Annotated in this window: 16 protein-coding genes and 2 pseudogenes; 9 read left to right on the top strand and 9 right to left on the bottom strand. The window is 68.6% G+C overall.

The features are described 5' to 3' along the window. The first annotated feature begins 130 nt into the window (after window positions 1-130). The gene (locus tag ACYVO6_RS46775; protein WP_461072650.1) at window positions 131-727 is read left to right on the top strand and encodes a transposase family protein; all 597 of its coding nucleotides are present in this window, start codon (window positions 131-133) and stop codon (window positions 725-727) included. A 43-nt stretch (window positions 728-770) separates the two neighbouring features. Here ACYVO6_RS46775 and ACYVO6_RS46770 read toward each other — a convergent pair whose 3' ends face one another. Genes ACYVO6_RS46770 through ACYVO6_RS46760 form a run of 3 tightly spaced genes read right to left on the bottom strand, consistent with a single transcriptional unit; the run spans window position 771 to window position 3,805 of the window. Next, window positions 771-1,694 carry a glycine betaine ABC transporter substrate-binding protein gene (locus tag ACYVO6_RS46770; protein WP_461072648.1) on the bottom strand — a complete coding sequence of 308 codons (924 nt, stop codon included), beginning with the start codon at window positions 1,692-1,694 and terminating at the stop codon, window positions 771-773. A 28-nt stretch (window positions 1,695-1,722) separates the two neighbouring features. Next, entirely contained in the window at window positions 1,723-2,655 is a 933-nt protein-coding gene (locus ACYVO6_RS46765) for an ABC transporter permease (protein ID WP_461072646.1), read from the bottom strand. Further along, the gene (locus ACYVO6_RS46760) at window positions 2,648-3,805 is read right to left on the bottom strand and encodes a quaternary amine ABC transporter ATP-binding protein (protein WP_461072644.1); all 1,158 of its coding nucleotides are present in this window, start codon (window positions 3,803-3,805) and stop codon (window positions 2,648-2,650) included. Before ACYVO6_RS46760 ends, ACYVO6_RS46765 begins: the two co-directional genes overlap by 8 nt. 250 nt (window positions 3,806-4,055) lie before the next feature. Between ACYVO6_RS46760 and ACYVO6_RS46755 the strand changes: the two genes are divergently transcribed. The 4 genes from ACYVO6_RS46755 (at window position 4,056) to ACYVO6_RS46740 (ending at window position 9,422) form a co-directional block, all read left to right on the top strand. Further along, entirely contained in the window at window positions 4,056-4,838 is a 783-nt protein-coding gene (locus tag ACYVO6_RS46755) for an IclR family transcriptional regulator (RefSeq protein ID WP_461072642.1), read from the top strand. Window positions 4,839-4,995: 157 nt separating this feature from the next. Further along, complete coding sequence (locus tag ACYVO6_RS46750) at window positions 4,996-7,056, top strand: oxidoreductase (protein WP_461072640.1); 2,061 nt, start codon at window positions 4,996-4,998, stop codon at window positions 7,054-7,056. Between the two features lie 54 nt (window positions 7,057-7,110). After that, entirely contained in the window at window positions 7,111-8,391 is a 1,281-nt protein-coding gene (locus tag ACYVO6_RS46745) for an aromatic ring-hydroxylating oxygenase subunit alpha (RefSeq protein WP_461072638.1), read from the top strand. Next, window positions 8,388-9,422, top strand: coding sequence for an FAD-binding oxidoreductase (locus ACYVO6_RS46740; protein WP_461072636.1), 1,035 nt, complete (start codon window positions 8,388-8,390; stop codon window positions 9,420-9,422). Before ACYVO6_RS46745 ends, ACYVO6_RS46740 begins: the two co-directional genes overlap by 4 nt. A 304-nt stretch (window positions 9,423-9,726) precedes the next feature. Here the strand turns inward: ACYVO6_RS46740 and ACYVO6_RS46735 are convergent. Next, window positions 9,727-10,051 (bottom strand): annotated as a pseudogene (locus ACYVO6_RS46735) (IS630 family transposase); the annotation flags it as partial. Between the two features lie 119 nt (window positions 10,052-10,170). Between ACYVO6_RS46735 and ACYVO6_RS46730 the strand changes: the two are divergent. Beyond that, complete coding sequence (locus ACYVO6_RS46730) at window positions 10,171-10,566, top strand: MerR family transcriptional regulator (protein WP_461072634.1); 396 nt, start codon at window positions 10,171-10,173, stop codon at window positions 10,564-10,566. A gap of 197 nt (window positions 10,567-10,763) precedes the next feature. Here ACYVO6_RS46730 and ACYVO6_RS46725 read toward each other — a convergent pair whose 3' ends face one another. Then, complete coding sequence (locus ACYVO6_RS46725) at window positions 10,764-11,699, bottom strand: NADP-dependent oxidoreductase (RefSeq protein ID WP_461072632.1); 936 nt, start codon at window positions 11,697-11,699, stop codon at window positions 10,764-10,766. Between the two features lie 371 nt (window positions 11,700-12,070). Next, window positions 12,071-12,952, bottom strand: coding sequence for a helix-turn-helix transcriptional regulator (locus ACYVO6_RS46720; RefSeq protein WP_461072630.1), 882 nt, complete (start codon window positions 12,950-12,952; stop codon window positions 12,071-12,073). Window positions 12,953-13,193: 241 nt separating this feature from the next. Here ACYVO6_RS46720 and ACYVO6_RS46715 point away from each other — a divergent pair, with 241 nt between their 5' ends. Together ACYVO6_RS46715 and ACYVO6_RS46710 are read left to right on the top strand one after the other, a co-directional pair. Beyond that, window positions 13,194-14,189 (top strand): aldo/keto reductase, encoded by a 996-nt coding sequence (locus ACYVO6_RS46715; RefSeq protein ID WP_461072628.1) that lies wholly within the window; start codon window positions 13,194-13,196, stop codon window positions 14,187-14,189. Then, window positions 14,179-15,198, top strand: coding sequence for a helix-turn-helix domain-containing protein (locus tag ACYVO6_RS46710; RefSeq protein WP_461072626.1), 1,020 nt, complete (start codon window positions 14,179-14,181; stop codon window positions 15,196-15,198). The genes ACYVO6_RS46715 and ACYVO6_RS46710 overlap by 11 nt, the downstream gene beginning before the upstream one ends. Before the next feature lie 545 nt (window positions 15,199-15,743). On the opposite strand, the gene ACYVO6_RS46705 is transcribed toward ACYVO6_RS46710, so the two are convergent. Beyond that, entirely contained in the window at window positions 15,744-16,376 is a 633-nt protein-coding gene (locus ACYVO6_RS46705; protein ID WP_461072624.1) for a GNAT family N-acetyltransferase, read from the bottom strand. 142 nt (window positions 16,377-16,518) lie between these two features. Here ACYVO6_RS46705 and ACYVO6_RS46700 point away from each other — a divergent pair. Continuing rightward, window positions 16,519-16,659: pseudogene (locus ACYVO6_RS46700) on the top strand (ATP-dependent DNA ligase); the annotation flags it as partial. 3 nt (window positions 16,660-16,662) lie between these two features. Here ACYVO6_RS46700 and ACYVO6_RS46695 read toward each other — a convergent pair. Together ACYVO6_RS46695 and ACYVO6_RS46690 are read right to left on the bottom strand one after the other, a co-directional pair. Further along, window positions 16,663-18,867, bottom strand: coding sequence for an OmpL47-type beta-barrel domain-containing protein (locus ACYVO6_RS46695; protein WP_461072697.1), 2,205 nt, complete (start codon window positions 18,865-18,867; stop codon window positions 16,663-16,665). A gap of 35 nt (window positions 18,868-18,902) precedes the next feature. Continuing rightward, window positions 18,903-21,332 carry a ThuA domain-containing protein gene (locus tag ACYVO6_RS46690; protein ID WP_461072695.1) on the bottom strand — a complete coding sequence of 810 codons (2,430 nt, stop codon included), beginning with the start codon at window positions 21,330-21,332 and terminating at the stop codon, window positions 18,903-18,905. Between the last annotated feature and the right edge of the window lie 61 nt (window positions 21,333-21,393).

Genomic DNA, 21,393 nt, shown 5'->3' with positions numbered 1-21,393 from the left:
GATCATGGAGTTCTCTACGCCTCGTGATCCGAGTGGAAGACCGTGCCTGCCGACGCGTCACGCTGATCCCGACTGGCCTTGACCAGCTCCGCGAGCATTCCGATGTCGTTCCCGAGGAGGTCCCGGCCTGTTGGGGCGGCTGGCCGAGGTGTTGGACCCGCGGGTTCCGCGCGGGGTGCGCCAGCGCCTGGCCGTGGTGCTCGCACTCACCGCGTGTGCCGTGCCGGCCGGGGCGACCTCGCTGCCGGTGGTGAGCGAGTGGATCGTTGATGCCCCGGCGTACGTGCTGGAACAGGTCGGCGCCCAGCCCGATCCGCTTCTGCCCAGGCGGGTCCTGCCCGCCGAGACAACGGTCCGCCAGCTGCTGGCCCGCATCGACGGCGACGCGATGCACACCCAGCGCGAGCACGCCGGCTACCTCCTCGGTCGGGGTGCCCACTACATCGTGATCGTCAAGGGCAACCAGAAGAAGCTACGCCGGCAGCTGGGGTCCCTTCCCTGGAAGGACATCCCGCTTCAGGGGCGCACCCGGGGGATCGGCCACGGCCGCTCAGAGATCCGCCGGAGTGAAGAACATCGCGGCCGGCCTCCGCCGCAACGCCCGCGACCCGCGTCGCGCCCTCGCACTCCTCGGCCTCGGATGATCACGAAACGGACGTCACGCGACTACGCCGAAGCCCTGGATGGTGCCGTACTCCGTGGCTCGGCTCCCCCTGTGCTCCGTTGAGGAAGACCGGCCCGAACCACCCGTCACGGTCTCCCTGTGCGGCTCACTTCAGCCAGGAGTCGACCAGCGTCTTGTTTTCACCGATCCACTCCTTCGCGGCTTCCTGCTCATGGCCCGAGCCCTTCTTCTGGAGCAGCAGTTCGAGGCTGCCCAGTTGGGCCGAGGTGAGCTTGAAGTCCTTGAGCCATCCGGCCAGTTCGGGGTGGTCGGCTGCGAAGCCCCTGGGGGCGATGGCCTGGACTTTGTCGGGGTCGCCGTATGCGCCCTTGGGGTCCTTGAGGACCTTCAGCGGCAGCTTGGCGTACGCCCAGTGCGGTCGCCACAGGGTGACCAGGATCGGCTTCTTCTTCGCGATGGCGTTCTGCAGCGCGGAGAGCATGGCGGAGCTGCTGCTCTCGGTGAGCTGGTAGTCGTCCTCGAGGCCGTAGGCGGGCATGACGCTCTCACGCGTGAGCCGCATCAGGCCGGATCCCGCCTCGATGCCGACGATCTGGCCGCCGAACTCGGAGGCGTGCGTCTTGAGGTCGGCGATCGAGTTGACGTCCTTGACGTATGTGGGGACGGTCAGATTGAGGTCGGCCGGTTCGTACCAGGTGGAGGTGACCTCCAGCTTGGAGCCGAGTTTCTTCCAGTACGACTCATGGGTGCTGGGCAGCCAGGCGTCAAGGTAGAGGTCGACCTGCTTGTTGGCGACGCCGGTGAAAGCGCTGGCGATGTCCAGTGACTGGACATCGACCTTGTAACCACGGTCTTCGAGGATCTCCTTCCACAGGTACGTGGCGGAGGTGCCCTCGTCCCAGCCCTCGACGACGGCGATCTTCACCGTTTTCGAGTCGCCGCTCCCCCCGCCGGAGCCGGAGTCCACGCTTGCGGTCTCTCCGCTGCACGCGGTGGTGACCAGGGTGAGTACGGCGGCGATACAGCCGACGAGGAGCGCGCCGCGGGAGCGGCGTGAGGTGTGGTTCATGAGCGGTTTTCCTGTTCTTGGGCAGTCTTCACGCCGAAGCGGCGACGGCGGGTTCGAGGGCGGGGACGGGAGCGGATGTGGCGTCGGCGCCCGGGGCGGGCCGGGTGCTGTTCTTGCGGCGCCTGCGTCGCCTCGGTGCGGCCAGGGCGCTGGTGACGCGGTCGAGGAAGATGGCGAGGAAGACGACGGCGAGTCCGCCCTGGAAGCCGACGCCCACGTCGAGTTGGCTGATGCCGCGGACGACGACGGTGCCGAGGCCGGCGGCGCCGACCATGCCGGCGATGACCACCATGGACAGGGCCAGCATGATCACTTGGTTGACGCCGGCCATGATCGAGGGCAGGGCGAGCGGGAGTTGGACCTCGCGCAGGATCTGGCGGGGCTTGGCGCCGAAGGCGTGCGCGGCCTCGACGACCTCCTTGTCGACCTGCCGGATGCCCAGTTCGGTGAGGCGGACGGCGGGCGGGACAGCGAAGACGGTGGTCGCGACGACTCCGGGGACGAGGCCGATGCCGAAGAAGAAGACGGCCGGGATGAGGTAGACGAACACCGGCAGGGTCTGCATGAAGTCGAGCACCGGTCGGACGACGGCGCTGGCCACCGGGCCCCGGGCGGCCCACACGCCGATCGGCACTCCGATGGCCACGGCGAGGACGGAGGCGACGAGTACGACTGCAAGGGACTGCATCGCCTCGGTCCACAGGCCCATGCCCTGGATGAGCAGGAAGGCGACGACGGTGAAGGCGGCGAAGCCCCACTTGCGGGCGAGGAACGCGAGTGCCGTGAACACCGCTGTCACGACGAGCGGATGCGGTGCGGTGAGGACGAAGAGCACGGCGTTGACCAGCTCGGTCATCACCGAGGAGATGGCGTCGAAGAGGCCACCCAGGTGCTGCGTGAGCCAGTCGACGGCGGAACTGACCGGCGTACCGAGGTCGATGGTGAACAAGGGGCTAGACATGGGCCGCCTCCTTCCGGGGGTCGGTCGCGTCCGTCTTCCGGGGGTCGGACAGCGCCGTGAGGAGTGCCGCACGGGGGACGACGCCGAGGAGCCGGCCGTCGTCGTCGGTGACGGCAAGGGGCACGGCGTGCCGTCCGACCCGCGGGCACAGGTCGACGAGCAGGGTGTCAGGGCTGGTCCGCTCGTACTCCTCGACCAGGCATTCGCGCACGGACGTACGGCCAACCCGGACCGCCTGGGCGAGCAGGTCGTCGCGCGCCACTCCGGCGATGCGCCCGTCGGAATCCCGTACGTAGACGCCCGCGGCCTCGACGTTCGACAGCCTCCTCAGGACGTCCTGGGGATCGTCGTCCGCGCTCGCCGTCATCAGCGGCTCGCGCATGATGGCGCTCGCGGTCAGCACGCGTGAACGGTCGACGTCGGAGACGAAGTCGCGGACGTAGTCGTCGGCGGGCGTGTGGAGGATGTCGGTCGCGGTTCCGAGCTGTACGACGCGCCCGTCCCGCATGACCATGATCCGGTCGCCCAGCCGCATCGCCTCGTTGAGGTCGTGGGTGACGAAGACGATCGTGCGGCGCAGGTCTCGCTGCAGCGTCAGCAGCAGGTCCTGCATGTCGCGGCGGATCAGCGGGTCGAGCGCGCTGAACGGCTCGTCCATGAGCAGGATCTCGGCGTCCGTGGCCAGCGCGCGGGCCAGACCCACACGCTGCCGCTGACCACCGGACAGTTCACCTGGGTAGGCGTCGCCCCGGTCGCCGAGGCCGACCGTCCGCAGCGCCCAGTCGGCGCGATCGAGCCGCTCGGACTCGGCGACTCCCCGTAGACGCATGCCGTAGGCGGCGTTCTCGCGGACCGTGCGGTGCGGGAACAGCGCGAAGTGCTGGAAGACCATGTTGACCTTGCGGTTGCGCAGCTCCCGGAGGTCCGCGTCGCCCATCGCCAGCACATCGCGGCCGTCGATGCGGAGTTCACCGGATGTCGGCTCCACCAGCCGGTTGAGCATGCGGAGCAGGGTCGACTTGCCGGAGCCCGACAGCCCCATGATCACGAAGAGCTCTCCTGGTGCCACGTCGAACGTCACGCCGTCGACCGCGTGCACTCCGTCGGATGCCGAGCCGTACACCTTTTCCAGCCGAGATGCCTCAATCACCGTGCCCCACCTCCGGGGTCCGCGCGGGGCGGAAAGGTCGAGGTTGTTTCGCAATGCGAAACTAATGTGCAATGCGGTACGAACCATGTCCCCGTGCCGGGCGACCCGTCAAGGCCCTCGGAGGAAGGAAACGGCGAATTAACCCCGGACGACCGTCACGGGAAGGCGCACCATGCGGCCGCGGCACCGGGGTGAAACCAGGCGGCCAGGGGCTCGCCGACAGCGCCTGCCGCTCGACTACTCTTCCGCCATGACCAGCAACGGCAGCCGCCCACGTGATCACTCGGTGCAGTCCGTCGACCGGGCGGTATCGATCCTGCAGGTGCTGGCCAAGCGGGGCCCCAGCGGCGTGACCGAGATCGCCGAGGAACTGGCCATCCACAAGTCGACCGTGTTCCGGCTGCTGGCGACCCTGGAGTCACGGGGCATGGTCGAGCAGGACACCGAGCGCGGGCGGTACCGCATCGGGTACACGATGGTCGAACTCGCGGGCGGCGCGAGCAAGGTGAACGACCTGGCTGTGCTGAGCCACCCCGTCTGCCAGGAGTTGGCCGCGGCCGTGGGCGACACCGTGAACGTAGCGATCCAGGACGGCGACGACGTGATCAGCATCGACCAGGCGATCGGTTCGGCGATCATGAGCATCGACTGGGTCGGCCGGCGCTCCCCGATGCACGCCACTTCGGCAGGCAAGCTCTTCATGGCGCACATGACCCCCGACGAGATCGCGGATATCTTCGCGAAGCGGCCGAAGCAGTACACCCCGCACACCATCGTCGACCCGGTGCGTCTCGCGGCGGAGCTCGAAGCGGTCCGCGAGCGCGGTTACGCCACCACCAGCGAGGAGCACGAGATCGGACTGGCCGCCATCGCCGCCCCGATCCACTCCCTGAACGGCCAGGTCATCGCGGCCGTGACGCTGTCCGGGCCGACCTTCCGGATCAACGAGGACACCATTCCCGACCTCGCGGAACAGGTGATGAAGGCCGGCGCGAAGATCTCCTGGCGCCGGGGGTACGTGAAGCGCGGCTGAGCCCGGCGCCGATCCGGGCCACGCAGCGAGACAGATAAGCGAGACAGGCAGGGGCTCTTGACGGCCGGGGATTCCCAGCTTCACTATCTGTCTCGTATCATGGTGTCGTTTCGCATAGCGAAACTACTACCGTCCGGCGCGTCCCTGAGGAGCGGCTGTGCCCTCAACCACCCTGGATCCCCTGCTCCAGCCCTTCCAGCTCAAGCACCTCACCCTGCGCAACCGCGTGGTCAGCACCTCCCACGAACCCGCGTTCGGCGAAGAGGGCATGCCCAAGGACCGCTACCGGGCCTACCACCTGGAGAAGGCGCGCGGCGGGGTCGGTCTGACGATGATCGGCGGCTCGGCGGTGGTCTCGCCCGACAGCCCGCCCGCGTTCGGCAATCTGCTCCTGTACCGCGACGAGATCGTGCCGTGGCTGCGCCGGCTCGCCGACGACCTGCACGAAGCCGGCGCCGCGGTCATGTGCCAGGTCACCCATCTCGGCCGCCGCACCAGCAACTTCACCGGCGACTGGCTCCCGGTGGTGTCCGCCTCACCACTGCGCGAACCCGCGCACCGTTCATTCCCGAAAGCCGCCGAGGCGTGGGACCTGGACCGGATCGTCACCGACTACGCCGCCGCGGCGGTTCGCTGCCGGGAGGGCGGCCTCGACGGCATCGAACTGATGGCGTACGGCCACTTCCTGGACAGCTTTCTGTCCCCCGCGACCAACCACCGCGACGACGAGTGGGGCGGCAGCCTGGAGAACCGCATGGCGTTCCCGCGCCGGGTGATCCGGGCCGTCCGCGAAGCCGTCGGCCCGGATTTCGTCGTCGGCATCCGGATGTCGCTCGACGAGGCGCACCCCGGCGGCCTCCCCGGTCTCACCTTCGACGAGGCGCTCACCGCCGCCGAGCAGTACGCCGCCGACGGCATCGACTTCGTCAGTGCCATCCACGGCTCCCTCGAGAGCGACGCCTCCCTGGCGAAGACCATCCCGTCCATCGGCACCCCGCTCGGGCCGTACCTGGACTTCACCGGCGAGATCAAGCGACGGCTCTCCATCCCCGTGATGCACTCGGCACGCATCGCCGACGTCGCCACCGCACGGCACGCCCTGCGCGAAGGGCTGCTCGACCTGGTCGGCATGACCCGCGCGCAGATCGCCGATCCGCACCTGGTCGCCAAGGTGAAGGCCGGCCAGGAGGACCGCATCCGGCCCTGCGTCGGGGCGAGTTACTGCCTTGACGCGATCTACGACTCCGGCGACACCAAGTGCGTTCACAACCCGGCTGCCGGCCGGGAACTCCACGTACCCCACGTCATCTCCCCCACCATCGGCCGCCGCAGGAAGGCAGTGGTCGTCGGGGGCGGTCCGGCCGGTCTGGAAGCGGCCCGCGTGCTGGGTGAACGCGGCCACGATGTCGTCCTGTTCGAGGCGAGCGACCAGCCCGGCGGGCAGATCAGGCTCGCCGCGTCGAACCCGCGCCGGGGCGACCTGATCCAGATCGTCGACTGGCGCCTCGCCGAGTGCAAACACCTCGGCGTCGACCTGCGCCTGGGAACGTATGCCGAAGCCGACGACGTCCTCGCCGAACACCCCGACCTCGTGATCGTCGCCACCGGCGGCACGCCCAACCGCAGCTTCCTCGCCAAGGGCGAGGGGCTGGTCTTCGACACCTGGGACGTGATGACGGGCTCGTTGCGGCGCCCGCGGGGCGAGATCCTGGTCTACGACGATCACGGCGGCTACCCGGCCATGGACGCCGTGGAGGTCCTCACGACATCCGGCGCCTGGATCGAGTACGTCACTCCGGAGCGCACCCTCGCCCCCGACGTCGGCAGCATGAACTCCCCCGCCTACCTGCGGGCGTTCACCGCACACGACGTCATCACCACGCTCGCCCAGCGGCTGCGCTCCGTACGCCGAACCGGGGACGGACGGCTCGCCGCGACCCTCTACAGCGAGTACACCGAGGCCGAGACCGAACGGATCGTGGACCACGTGATCGTGGAGCACGGAACGCTTCCCATGGACGAGCTGTACTTCGAGCTCCTCCCCGACTCGACCAACCTCGGCGAGGTCGACCACCGCGCCCTGCTGGCGCACGAGGAACAAGCGGTGGTCCGCAACGAGGCGGGCCGCTACCAGTTGTTCCGCATCGGCGACGCCGTCGCAGCCCGCAACATCCACGCCGCGATCTACGACGCGCTGCGGCTGTGTCTGCCGGTCTGAACTCCCTGACCCCATGACCTCACGTCAACTTCCGAGTCCTGTCGGAGAGATGAGATGAACCCAGTGACACCCGCCGCCGAGGTGCGCTCCCCAGCCGACCTCATTGCCCGGCGTACTGTCGGACAGAGCCTCGAAGCCCCGTTCTACGTCGGCGAGGAGTTCTTCGGCCTCGACATCGAGGCCGTCTTCGCCCAGCACTGGCTGTTTGTCGCCGCCGAGGCAGAGCTTCCCGAGCCCGGCGACTATGTCACGGTCACCATCGGGCCGTACTCGGTCATCGTCGTCCGCGACGACGACGAGGACGTACGGGCCTTCCACAACGTCTGCCGCCACCGCGGCGCGCGCATCCTGAACGAGGAGCGCGGCTCGGTGGGCAACATCGTCTGCGGGTACCACCGGTGGACGTACGGCGTGGACGGCAGACTGCTGCACGCCGAGTCCCAGACGCCCGGCTTCGACCCGTCGTGCTTCGGGCTGCGGTCCGTGCACGTGCGCACGGTGGCCGGGCTGGTCTTCATCTGCCTGGCCGAGACGCCGCCCGACGACTTCGACGAGGTCGCCGCCCGCGTCGAGCCGTACCTCGCACCGCACAACCTGGCCAAGGCGAAGGTCGCCACGCAGATCGACCTGGTCGAGAACGGCAACTGGAAGCTGACCATGGAGAACAACCGGGAATGCTACCACTGCGTGGGCGGCCATCCCGAACTCCAGGCCTGCTATTTCCCCACCTACGGCTACGAGGAGCACACCCTCCCTCCGGCGCTGCGGCCGGCCTACGAGCGCTACCTGCGGGCCGACGCGGACGCCCGCAAGACCTACGAGTCGCTCGGCCTGCCGTATGCCGCGATCGAGGAACTGGACACCCGTACCACGGGTTTCCGTGTCCAGCGCGAGCCCCTCGACGGGGCCGGGGAGTCCTACACCCAGGACGGCACGGCCGCCTGCAAGCGCCCGCTGGCGGACTTCCCCACCGCCCGCCTGGGTCGGCTGTCCTTCCATACGCAGCCCAACGCCTGGTTCCATCTCATGGCCGACCACGCGATCACGTTCACCGCGATCCCGCTCGCCCCGGACCGCACACTCGTCCGCACCACCTGGCTCGTGCACGCCGACGCCGTCGAGGGGGTCGACTACGACCTCGACACGCTGACGAAGGTGTGGAAGGCCACGAACGACCAGGACGCGGTGTTCGTCGCCCGCGCCCACCAGGGCATCAGCAGCCCGGCCTACCAGCCGGGCCCGTACGGCCCGACCGAGGAGCAGGTCGAGGCGTTCGTGAACTGGTACGTGACCCGGCTCAAGGCACACCTGTCACACCTGGAGCGGCAGCGATGACCGAGACCGAAGAACTGCTGGTGTGCCGTCAGGTTCATCCGCTCACGCACGACGTCACCACGTTCGTGTTCGAGTACGTCGAACCCCGGCTGTTCCGGCACGACCCGGGCCAGTTCCTGACACTGGCCCTCGACATCGACGGCCGGCCGGTTCAGCGCTGCTACACCATCTCCTCCCCGCCCACCCGCCCCTTCCTGCTCTCGATCACAGTGAAGCGCGTACCGGGCGGACTCGTGTCGAACTGGCTGCACGACCACCTGAAGCCCGGCGACACCGTGCGGGCGCACGGACCGCTCGGCGAGTTCTCCACGGCCCGGCATCCCGCGCCCAAGTACCTCTTCCTGTCCGGGGGCGTCGGAGTGACGCCCTCGATGGCGATGACCAGGACGCTGTACGACCTGGCCGACCCCGCCGACGTGGTGTTCGTGCACAGCGCCCGCACCCCGGCGGACATCGTCTTCCGCCATGAACTCGACCTCATCGCCGCGACCGCACCCAACATCCGAGTGGTCCACATCTGCGAGGAGGACCGCCCGTACGCCCCCTGGGGCGGATACCGCGGCCGACTGACGATCGAGACGCTTCGACAGGTCGCGCCGGACCTCCACGAACGGGAGGTCTTCACTTGCGGACCCGCCCCCTACATGGCCGCCGTACGGCACATGCTGTCGGACGCGGACCTCAACATGGACCACTACCACGAGGAGAGCTTCACCTTCGAGGCGCCGACCGCGTCGGTCGGCGCCTCGCCCGACGCCGACATGAGTGCCGGTTTCAAGGTCGAGTTCACCCGCAGCGGACGCACCATCGAGTGCGACGCCGACACCTCGCTCCTCGCCGCCGCGTCCCGAGCCGGCCTCAGCCTGCCGGCCTCGTGCGCGCAGGGCATGTGCGGCACCTGCAAGACGACCCTGCTCTCCGGCTCCGTCGACATGCAGCACAACGGAGGCATCCGGCCACGCGAGATCACCCAGAACAAGATCCTGCTCTGCTGCTCAAAACCGCTGGAAGACCTCGCGATCGACGCGTGAGGACAACACGACGCCACCCGGCCGACGACAAGAGATCGCCCGAGACTCTCCCTCATGCCGGTGATCACGAAGGCCCGCGATCTCAGTGGAACCCGCGGTCTCAGTGGAAGTGGACGAGACCGGCTGTCCTCGCTTCAGCGAGGGTCGCGCGGGGCGTCCCCTCCTGGACTGACGCCGCGCGGCTGGTTGCCGCACCGGTCAGACCAGGTCGGCCACAAGATCCGGTTCGACTCACCCCGTCCTTGGCGCGCCGAGGCGCTGCTGGGCTTCCTACTGACTTCTTCGGGTTGCTGTCGGCTGACGGAAGCGTGCGTCCGGTGCCGACAAACCAGCCGTCGATCCAGTCGGGCCGTAACCGGATATGCCGCAAGCCCCGATCGGAGAGTGTGTTCGAGGTGGTCGTCCTCGGAGAAGGCGGTGTCGGCCGGCGGACCGCGCCGAAAGAGCGACCAGACGCCGTGCACCGGGTTCACGTCCGGTGCATGAGAGGGCAGTTGCACGACGCTGAGCCAGTCGTGTGCGGCGGCGTAGTCGCGCATCCATGCGGCCCGGGGCGTATTGGGACTGCCCCGGATCAGGACGATGGGGACGTGGAGCTGGAGGTGGGCGCGCACGACCAGGTCGCGGTAGGCACGCCGGGAGAGCGGAAGGAGACACAGGGCCGCTGATATCAACATCAGCTACGCTAAAACCTCACACTGACGTCAGGTGCAACTCTGACGGGACGCGAGACCGGCAAGGAGCAGCCATGCGGATCGGAGAGGTCGCCGAACAGGCGGGGGTCAGCGTTCGGGCGCTGCGTTACTACGAAGAGCAGCGGCTGCTCGCCTCCACCCGCACCAGCGGGGGACAGCGGCAGTACCCGGACGGCGCGGTCGAGCGGGTCAGGATGATCCAGCAGCTGTACGCCGCCGGCCTGTCGAGCAGGCTCGTTCGCGAGGTCCTGCCGCGGTGCATGAACGAGGGCGACGTGACCTACGAGTTCACCGAGAACATCATCACCGAACGGGCCCGCATCGACCGCCAGATCAACGACCTGACGGAAGTGCGCACCCGCCTCGACGAGATCATCGCTGCGGCGACGGACCCCAACCACCCCCACCACTGCCACCCCGTACGCTCCGGCCTCCCCGGTACCGCCTGAGGCGGCCTGCCGCACCCCGCTCACAAGCCGTATGCGGCAGGCCGCCTCAGCGACCTCACCGCGACCTCAGGGCCGGACGCGCCGGCGCCTCGTCCGCTACGTGCACGGTCCCGCCGCGCGGTGCAACCGGCACCGACCGACGATCAGCCTCCACGCCGGTCTGCCGCGTCAATCAGCCGTACGAAAGGGTGCCGTGCTCACTCCATGGTGAGGACGACGCGCCCCTGGAACCCACCCCTGGTCATGCGCGCGTAAGCCTGCGCGGCCTCCTGCAGCGGATAGGTCTCGGCCACGCGCAACGCCAGGTCTCCTGCCGCAGCCAGATCGGACAGCGTCGTGAGCATCGCTCCGTCCGGGCCGACCTGCGTCAGCAGCACCCGGATGCCCCGCTCGGTCTGAGGCAGAGCGTCGAGCCGCGTGGTCACGAACCTGCCGCCGTCCGCCACCGCCCCGATGAGCGCCTGCCCCAGCACGGCCGTGTCCAGAACGGCGTCGACCCCTTCGGGACGCACCTTGCGGACGGCCTCGGCCGGCGCCTGCGACGCCGGCACGTACACGTCGGCCCCTGCCACCTTGGTCGCGAACTCGCCATCGGGCGACAGGTCACTCGCGATGACCACGGCTCCCCGGCGCTTCGCCAGCTGCACCGCGTAGCCACCGACCGCCCCCTCCGCACCGGTGATGAGCACGGTCTGGCCCGCCTGGATACCGAGCAACTCGACGGACTGGGCCGCGGTCAGGCCGTTGAGAGGGATGGTGGCGGCGTGGACCGGGTCGACACCCGCGGGCGCCGCGGCGATCGAATGGGAAGGAACCACGACGTACTCGGCCTGCCCCCGGTTCAGCCCCAGGGGCACGCCATAGCTGAACGCGATGACAGGCTGTCCGGGCGTCCAGTGGCTCCCCGGACCGACGGCGTCGACAACGCCGGCGATGTCCCAGCCGAGGCCATAGGCGCTCCCCTCCGGCGGAGCCGGGAAGAAGCCCCCGCTCCAGGCCCCCACATCGGTCGGGTTGAGCGCGGCGGCTTGAACCTTGATGCGAATCTCGCTCAGGCCCGGAACCGGCTTGTCGACCTCGGCGACCTCGACAACGTCCGGGCCGCCGAGCGAACGGTAAACGACTGCTCGCATGAGTCTTCCTCCGGTAAGCCGCACCTGCTCGCAGCAGGCGCAGAAGATCTTTGATCTAGGGAAACGATGTCCGCAGTGAGCTGCGGAGCACCAACAGCCACCACGCTAAAACCTGACGCTAACGTCAGATGCAAGTTGGGTGGTCTGTCGTCCTCATCACCAGGTGCGGTCAGTCGGCCATGCGCTATGGCGACCCGGCCGGGCATCCGCCTGCTTGCTATAGCTATAGGCGTCGGGGGCGCGGCCGCTGGTGGATGCCTGCAGTCATGGCATCGCGGAACGGGCTGCCATGCGGGTCGTCATGGCAGCCACAGCAGCAGGCGCCGCCCTCCACCGCCTGACCGACGCCTCCGGCGAGATCAGCTATGTCGCTAGAGGCGGTCGGCAGGGGCGGCACCGTCCTGGGAGGCAGCCCAGGAGGCGAGGAGGCGCAGGGCTTCTTCGGAGGGTGAGCCGGGTTCGGCGGTGTAGATGAGGAGGGTGAGGCCGGGTTCGTCGTCCACGCTTGAGCCGTGCCAGGCAAGGGTGAGGTCGCCGACGACCCGGTGATGGAAGCGTTTGACGCCGGTGCCGTGACGGCGCACGTTGTGGGCGCCCCAGCGGGTGCGGAAGGCGTCACTGCGGGTGGACAGCTCACCCACCAGGTCGTGGAGGTCCTTGTCGTGGGGGTTGCGGCCGGCCTCGGTGCGCAGCACGTCCACGGTCATGTCCGAGATGAGGTCCCAGTCCGGGTAGAAGCGGCGGGCCGCCGGGTCGAGGAACTGGAAACGGGCCATGTTCGGCGGCTGGGTGTCGCTGTCGTAGATGTCGGCGAAGAAAGCGCGGGCGATCTGGTTGGCGGCGAGCAGGTCCAGGCGGCCGTTCGTCACGAACGCGGGCCCGGCGATGACGGCGTCCAGGGCCCACTGCAGGCTCTTGGGCAAGGCCCGCTGCCGGCTGGAACGCGACCGGGGGCGGGCAAGTGTGTCGGAGCCTTCCTGAGCCTGGGCCAGGTGGAGCAGGTGCGCCCGTTCGACCTCGTCCAACTGGAGTGCGCGGGCGACCGATTCGAGCACCGCGGGGGAGACACCGGCCAGGTTGCCGCGCTCCAGCCTGCCGTAGTAGTCGACGCTGACGTCGGCCAGCGTGGCGACCTCGCTCCTGCGCAGTCCGGGCACGCGGCGCCGGCTGCCGGCCGGCAGCCCGGCCTGCTCCGGGGTGATCTTGGCTCTCCGCGAGGTGAGGAACTCGCGGACTTCAGCACGGTTGTCCACACCTCTGACCGTACGACGTCCGCGCGGCCATAGGGATGTACTGCCAGTACATGGTTCATCAGCAACTGGTTGCCCGCGCGAAACGAGAGTTCCCTGGATGCCGTGGCACTCAGCCCGCCCGGCCGTACGACGCGGCCGGACCCCGTATGCCTGCGACGACCTCAGCCCTTTCGGGTGCTGCCGCCTCTTCTGCTCGTCCGTAGCCCGGACCGGGCATCCCTTGCGAAAGGACGGTACGTGCATGAGCGACGAGATGAGATACGGCCACTTGGGCCGCTCCGGTCTGCTGGTCAGCCGGATCGGCCTCGGGACGATGGACTTCGGATACACCGTGGACGAATCGACCAGTTTCGCGGTCATGGACACCGCGATCGAGGCGGGTATCAACCTCTTCGACACCGCCGACGTCTACGGCGGCCCGCAAACAGCGGACATGGCCAAGGGGTACGGCGTTTCCGAGGAGACCATCGGCCGGTGGCTGAGGCGCAGCGGGCGCCGCGACGACATCGTCCTGGCCACGAAGGTGTACCAGCCGATGGGACTGGGCCCGAACGACCGCCGGCTGTCCGCCTACCACATCCGGCGCGCGTGCGAGGCGAGCCTGCGGCGACTCCGGACAGATCACATCGACCTCTACCAGATGCACCACATCGATCGGGCCACGCCCTGGGAGGAAATCTGGCAGGCGATGGAGCAGCTCGTACGCGACGGCAAGGTCAGCTACGTCGGCAGCAGCAACTTCGCCGGCTGGGACGTGGCCCTCGCCCAGTCAGCCGCCACCGCACGGCACTTCATGGGCCTGACCTCCGAACAGAGCCTGTACAACCTCGCCGTGCGAGCCGTGGAACTCGAACTCATCCCCGCGCTGCGCCACCTCGGAATCGGCCTGATCCCCTACAGCCCGCTGCACGCCGGTCTGCTCACCGGCGTCCTCGAATCCACGACCGAGCCACACAACTGGAGCGCTTCGATGCAGCAGCGCATCGAAGCACACCGCGACCAACTCGAAGCATATGAAGGGCTGTGCCGGGAGCTGGGCGCGAAGCCGACGCACGTGGCGCTGGCCTGGCTGCTGCACAACCCTGCCGTCTCCACCACGGTCACCGGAGCGACGACGAGCGAGCAACTGCGGTCCAACCTCGGTGCACTGTCCGTGCAGTTGGACGACGAGGTCATGGAACGCCTCGACCGCATCTGGCCGGGACCAGGGGAAGCCCCGCAGGCGTATGCCTGGTGAAGCCGACCCCGGGCCGACCGACACCCCAGGCCGCCCTGCTGTCGCATCGCCGAGCTCTTCCGGGCGGCAATCCGCCAATGGCGCGGATCGCAGGGATCCCAGCCCCGACCACCTTGCCGTCAACCGCGCCGACATCCGGGACTTCCTCGTCGGCCGACGAGCCAGGATCACCCCGGAGCAGGCCGGACTGCCCACCAGCGGCCCACGCCGGGTGCCCGGGCTGCGGCGCGAGGAGGTCGCGCAGCTGGCTTCCATCAGCACCGACTACTACACCCGGGTCGAGCAGGGGCGTATGCGGGCGTCCGTCTCCGTCCTGGAAGCGGTCGCCCGGGCCCTGCGACTGGACGAGGATGAGCGCCGTTACCTGTTCGACCTGGTCCGAGCAGCCGGTCCCGCCCGGCGTGCGCCTCGCCGCCGCAGGGATATCGAGGTACCGCCCTCCGTCCAGTGGATGCTTGACTCCATGACGAAGTCGTCGGCCTTCGTACGTAACGGCCGCATGGACGTCATCGCCCATAACGCGCTGTTCCGTGCTCTGCACGCGCCGATGTTCAACAGCGACACCAGCGATCGGCGCGGCCGGCCGAACATCGCCCGCTACATCTTCCTCGATCCGGGCTCAGCCGATTTATTCGTCGACTGGGAGGCCGCCGCCGTGACCACTGTCGCGCTGATGCGCGCCGAAGCCGGTCGCGAACCCCGCGACCGGGCCCTGCGCGAGCTCATCGGCGAACTGTCCACGCTCAGCACCCAGTTCCGCACCCAGTGGGCCGCACACCACGTCCGCATCCGCCACCACGGCATCAAGCGGCTGCAGCACCCCGACGTCGGCCGACTGGAGCTGGCGTACCGATCCATGGACCTGCCTCTGTCCGACCGCATGGTGTGCGACCTGACTGTCTATACCGCCGAGCCCGGCACCTCTTCCGAAGACCGGCTCAAGCTCCTCGCCAGTTGGGCAGCGCCGCAGCCGTCGGCCACAGAGCCCACCCGACACGAGAGTCACTGAGACTGGTCGGCGATGACTCCCCTCGGGCTGCTGCGGACGTGTTCCCGATGATCGCCGCGGCGGCCTCCCGGGTGGGCGAAGCGCTCGTTGTGGAGGTGAGCTTGCCGTACCCCACGGAGGCCCGTGCCCGAGGCGAAGTTATGGACAGGGTTTGCTGCTGTCCATAACTTCGCCTCGTAGTGCATGCCGGGCGGAATCGCCGCCACCGGCTTGGCGAGCATCGGCTTCACGGGTGGCATCACAGGGAGATCCATGCTTTGACTCCAGGAGCCGTCCCGGGCGCCCGCTCGTTGAGTGCCAGGCCCGTAAAGTCCAGGTCAGGGGAGTGGTGCCGAGAAGTCGGAAGCTGAGGCCAGGGACGTGAGCGAGGGCTGATCCGGCGCGGCGGGCCCCGGCCCTGCTCTCAGTCATGAACCAACCTTGGGTGAATCCATCCCGGATCGTTGTCGGGTCTTGTGACAACCAAGGTGATCGCTTCCAGCCATGTCCTGCGGGACCGTGCGCGCCGTGGAGCCCGAGTAACGGATGACTGCAGTCGCCGTCACTCAAAGCCTGTCGATCTCGTCCGTCGTGCGCCCCAGACAGGTGACCGGCCCGGGGTCCGGCACCTCGATCTCGTGGAAGCCCAGGCGGTCGTAGAAGGCCCTGGCCGGAGTGTTGGCCGTCACCATGGTCAGATGGACGGCCTGCACGCCACTGTCCCGCAGAGCCCGCAGGAAGCTCCGCATCAGTGCACGTCCGTGGCCGCGGCCCTGCCATTCGGGGAGTAGGTCGATGTGCAGGTGAGCCGGATACGCGGCGAGTTCCGGGACGACCATCCGCTCGGGGTGGTGCAACAGCCGGATCATCGCCTCGTCCGGGGTGCTTGGCGGGCCACTGGGCTCCGGAAAGCGGTCCGCGACCAAGGGCAGCCACTTCGTGCGGAAGGTTTCGGCGAACCGGGGAGTGTCCGCGGTGCCGAGGATGTAGCCGACCGCCTGTCCCTGGCCGTTGTCCAGCACGAAGGCCAGCTCCGGCTCCAGATGGACATACGGAGCCGCGAAGATCGTCGGAAAGATCGCGGGATTCGCGTAGACGGGCCGGCTGTCCTGGCCGTTGTGCGCGGTGCGGACGCAGATGTCGTCGAGGGACTCTCGGTCCTCGGGGCGGTACGGGCGCACGGTGGGAGTCGGAGGCACCGCAGCATCCTGCCTCGTCCGGAGCGCTCCCACAATCTTCCGCCCGCATGCGAAGCAAGCCCGGCACGCCTGCCGTGGCTCGCATGGGCGATGCAGTGGAGCCGGCGGCGGCGGGGCGGACCGTGCGGCTGTCCAGCCCGCGGAAGGTCTTCTTCCCGGAGCGCGGCCTCACGACCACGGCCTCGCCGACCTGCTGTACCCGCCCGAGTATCCGAAGATGCCGGGGGAACCCAAGCGGGTACAGCCGAGCCGGGCGAAGAAGGAGCAACCCCCGGCTACTTGAGGCCTACAACTCCTTGATCCGGATGTCCCGGTACGAGATCACATCCGTCGTGCCGTGCACCTGGAGCCCGATGTAACCGGAGGCGAACCGCCGCCCGTCCGTGCCCGGGTCGTCCGAGCGGGGCGGGGTGAAGTCCTGGCCGCCGATGTTGTCGAACTCGTTGATCAGCACACCGTTGCGGTACACCGAGTAGTGCTGGTCGACCACGCGGATCTCGTAGTCGTTCCAGGTGCCCTTCTGGGTGACGCCCGCACCGGCGAGGCCCACCCGGTCGAAGCCGTAGACCGAGCCCGACTTGTACATGTCGCCGTCCGGGCGGTCGTTGATCTGCAGTTCGTGCCCGTACTTGATGGCGACCCACTCCGGACGCGACTCCTCCGGGTGGTCGTGGACCCATGGGAAGCGGGCGAACACACCCGCGTTGGCGTTGCCGGTGCCCGGCGCGTCGTCACGCCACTGGAGCTTCAGCGAGAAGTCGCCGTACTTACGCTCCGGGAACCACAGCATGCCCATGCCCGCCACCGTGGTGCTGCTGGTCATCGAACCGTCCGCGTTCACCGCGAACCTGCCGCCGCCGACCTGCTGCCACTGCGCGAACGACTCCTCGGAGCCGTCGAAGATCGTGCGGTAGCCCTCGGTCTGGCCCGGCTTGCCGATGCCCGACTGCTTGGCGGCCTTGTTGATCAGGTTGTACTCGCGCTGGACGATGACGCCTTCCTTGAGGAGCGCGTCGAGGACGGTCTTCACGTGCTTCAGGAACAGCGCGTGCGACGTCCACTCCTTCTCGTCCTCGATCAACTCGTTGATCCGGCACCGGTTGTTGGTGATCCGGTTCGGCACACCCGAGTCGACCGTGCCGACGATGACCGTCAGCCGCTCGTCGTACTCGGCGCAGGCGGGTGCCGGCACCCCGCCACCCGAGGCGACCGTGAAGCTCACGGTCCGGGCGTCGGAGGTGTTGCCCGCCTTGTCGCTCGCCCGGTACGCCACCGTGTGCGCGCCCGCGCGATCGACGATGACGGGTGCGGTGTACGCGAGATACGGCCCGCCGTCCAGCGAGTACTCGATGGCGGCGACCCCGGAACCATGGTGCTCGTCCGTCGCGGTCACCGTCACCTTGGCGCTGTTGATGTAGGCCCCGGAGGAGTTCTTCGAACCCTCGACGGTCACCCCGGTCACCGGCGCGGTCGTGTCCTCCGCGGGCGGCGCGACGACCGTGAACGAGACGGATTTCTCCGCGGCCACGTTGCCCGCTTTGTCCGTGGCCCGGTACCGCACCTTGTGCGTGCCCACCTCGTGGACCATCACCGGAGCCGTGTACGGCTGCCAGGCACCGGAGTCACCGAGCGCGTACTCGATGGTGTTGACGCCGGAACCGGTGTCGGAGGCCGTCACGGTGACGGTCGCCATGGAGACGTACGCACCTTCCGGATTCTGCTCACCGGTCACGGAAGCCGACGTCTCCGGAGCCGTCGTGTCGTCCGTCGGTGGCGCCACCACCGTGAACTCCGCCGCCTTCTCGGTGGCCGTGTTCCCGGCCTTGTCGACCGCTCTGTAGCGGACCTTGTGGCTGCCCACCTGGTCGATCACCAGGGGTGTGGTGTACGGCTGCCAGGCGCCCGCGTCACCGATCGCGTACTCGATCCGGTCCACGCCCGAGCCGTCGTCGGTCGCGTTCAGCGTCACCGTCGCCGAACCCACGTACGCCCCGTCCGCGTTCTGCGTACCGCTCACGTCCGCCGAGGTCTCGGGCGCGGTCGTGTCCTCGCCGGTGCCCTCGGTGACCACGAGGATGCCCTGCATCTGACCGTGGCCCGGGATGGTGCAGTAGTAGCGGTACCGGCCGGGCGTCAGAGTCACCTCGGCCGTGTACTTGCCGCCCTGGTCGTCGTTCGGATTGGCCAGGATGTTGAGCGGGACGTCGTTGTTGTACTCCGGGTCGGACACGTCGAACGTCAACGTGTGTGGCATACCTGTGGTGTTGCCGGTCGCCACGCTGTTCTCGAAAACGATCGTCGTCGGGCCCGCGACCGCGGTGGCGGGCGCCGACGTGTACTTGTCGATGTCGTTGCCGGCCGTCCACGTAAGCGTTTGCGCGGCAGCGTCGGCGGCTGCCGACGGGGCGCCGGCTCCGTCCGTCTGCCCGGAAGCCGACGTGGACGTCAGCCCGAGCACCATCAGCAGTGACGCCAGAAGCGCCGTCCACAGGCGTGCGGTTCTTCGCCGTCGTATGCGTACGCCCGTCACTGTGCCTCCCTGGCCAGTTGATCGGCGGCCGGCGTCGGAGCGCCGCCCTTGTAAGTGACCTGCCACAGCGCCGACTTGGCGTCCGAGGTGAAGAAGCCGCGGCCGTAGTCGAGGGCGTACAGCGTGCCGTCGGGGCCGAACTTCCAGTCCATGAGGTTCTTGATGCCGTCATTGCCGACGGGGATGATCTTCTTCAGGGACTCGGCGTGCACCGGAACCCCGCCCTGGCCCGCCGTCTTGGGGTCGAGCAGCACCGCGTGCCGCGGCTGGTCGCCGTCGTAGAAGTCGCCGACGAACCACTTGCCGTCCCAGTACGACGGCCACGCCCCCGCACCCGCGGATGCCGCGTCATAGCGGTAGACCGGTCCGTTCATCGCCGCCTGACCGCCGCCCTTCAGCCACGGCAGCAGGAACTTCTGCTCCTCCGCCTTGTACGACGGGATGCCGTTCGCGTCGCGCGGGAAGTCGGGGCCGCCGCCTGCGGGCGAGTACCAGATGGTGTTCCCGGTGACCGGCGGCAGGTTGACGAGACCGTCGTTGTTCGGCGACTCGTTCTTCGGGGCGTCGCAGTCGTACCAGCCGAGCGGCTTTGTCGGGTCCGGCAGATTGCGGTCGCGGTAGGGCTGCTTGTTGCCCATGCAGTACGGCCAGCCGTGGTTGCCCGGCTTGGTGATCGCGGCGAACGTGTCGTACTTCGCCGGGCCCCAAGTGGTCGACGGCGCCGAGGCGTCCGGGCCGACCCAGCCCGCGTACAGCGTGTCCGTCTTCTTGTCGACGGAGATGCGCGCGGGGTTCCTGACCCCCATCACATAGATCTCGCCGCGCGTCTTGCCGCCGCCCTCGTCGGTCTCCTTGCCGGTGAAGAGATTCCCCTGGGGCAGGGTGTAGGTGCCGTCGGGCTCCGGGTGGATGCGCAGGATCTTGCCGTTGAGGTTGTTGGTGTTGCCAGACGTGCGGCGCGCGTCGGCGAAGGAGACGCCCTTGTAGTTGGGCTGCGGGTTGTTGCCGGAGTAACCCTCGCTGAACTGACTGGAGTTGTTGTCGCCCGTCGCGATGTACAGGTTGCCCTTGGAGTCCCACGCCATGCCGCCGCCCGCGTGGCAGCAGCTGTGGATCTGCACCGGCCACTTCAGCAGGACCTTCTCACTGCTCAAGTCCAGCTTGTTCGTGGCGAGATCGAGCGTGAAACGGGAGACGCGGCGCTCGGCCATCCGCGTGTCGCGGTTGATCTGCGCATGCGGTGTGGAGTGCAGATACACCCAGCCGTTCTGCTGGAACGCCGGGTCCAACTCGATGCCGAGCAACCCCTCTTCGACCTTGATCAGCTCATCGCCGCCGCCCTTGTTGCCGAAGACGGTCAGCGCGCCGGCCAGGGTGACCTTCTTGGTCTTCGGGTCGTAGACGTGGATCTCGCCTTTGCCCTTGCCGATGTCTGGGTTGTTCCAGTCCGTGACGACGGGTTGCGAGGAGTCGGCTCCGCCGCGGCCGATGTAGAGCACACGTCCGTCGGGCGCGGTGACCAGGCCGTGCGGCTCGCCGATCTGGTCGTTCTGCCCCGGCTGGTTGGGCTGGGTCAGCCGCTCCGCCTTGTAGTTGGCGTTGATCGCGGCCTTGCAGTCGGCCCGCACGAGACGTGTCGTCCACAGCAGCGCCCCGCGCAGATGCGCACGGAAGTCCGTTTCGTCGTACGAGGCGACCGTGCCGCCCATGCCCGTGTAGAAGGAGCGTCCGCCGTCGTAGTCGCGGCACCAGGACACCGGGTGGTCGGCGCCGTTCTTGCTGTCGCCCGGCTGGTACGTCGACTCGCGCACTCGCGCCACGGTGTGCACATCGCCTGACGGGTTCGTGACCCAGTTCGGCCACTGGTCGGGGCGCTTCCACTGGAGCGGGAGGTCCTTGGTGGCGGGGTGCTGCCGGTCGCCGACCTCAACGGTCGCTCGCTGTACGGCTGTTGGGCTGGAGGAGGCGGGACGGGCGCCGACGAGTCCCGTGAACCAGTCCGAGTACGGCTCGGCGCGGGCCGCGTCATGGACGCCGAGGAAGCCGCCGCCCGCCTCCATGTACGCCTCCAGGCCCGCCTCCTGCTCCGCGTCGAGGACGTCGCCGCCGCCGGTCAGGAAGACCACGGAATTGAAGCGGCCGAGCTTCGTCTCGTTGGTGAAAACGGAGGCGTCGTCCGTGGCCGTCACCTTGAAGCGCTGGTTCGCCGGGCCGGACAGCCCGATCTCCTCGATCGCCTCGATCCCGGCGTTGACGACGGGCGACTCGTCCCCGGCCGCCGCGGAACCGTGGAAGAGCAGCACCCGTACGTTGGCGCCGCCCGGCGGTGACTTGATCGACATCGTTGTCAGTGGCGGTTCGGGGGCCTGGACCGCACTCGCGGGACCGCCGGAGAGCAGCCCCGCGGTGACGAACCCGGCGGTCAGAACGGCCGCCCAGGCCCGTCTCTTCACCCGTCTGTTTGTGGTCAACTCGCTTAAGGGCAGG

This window comes from Streptomyces pseudoechinosporeus, from assembly GCF_054783935.1.
Note: the sequence above shows the minus strand (reverse complement) of the source record. Positions and strands in the feature narration are given on the sequence as shown.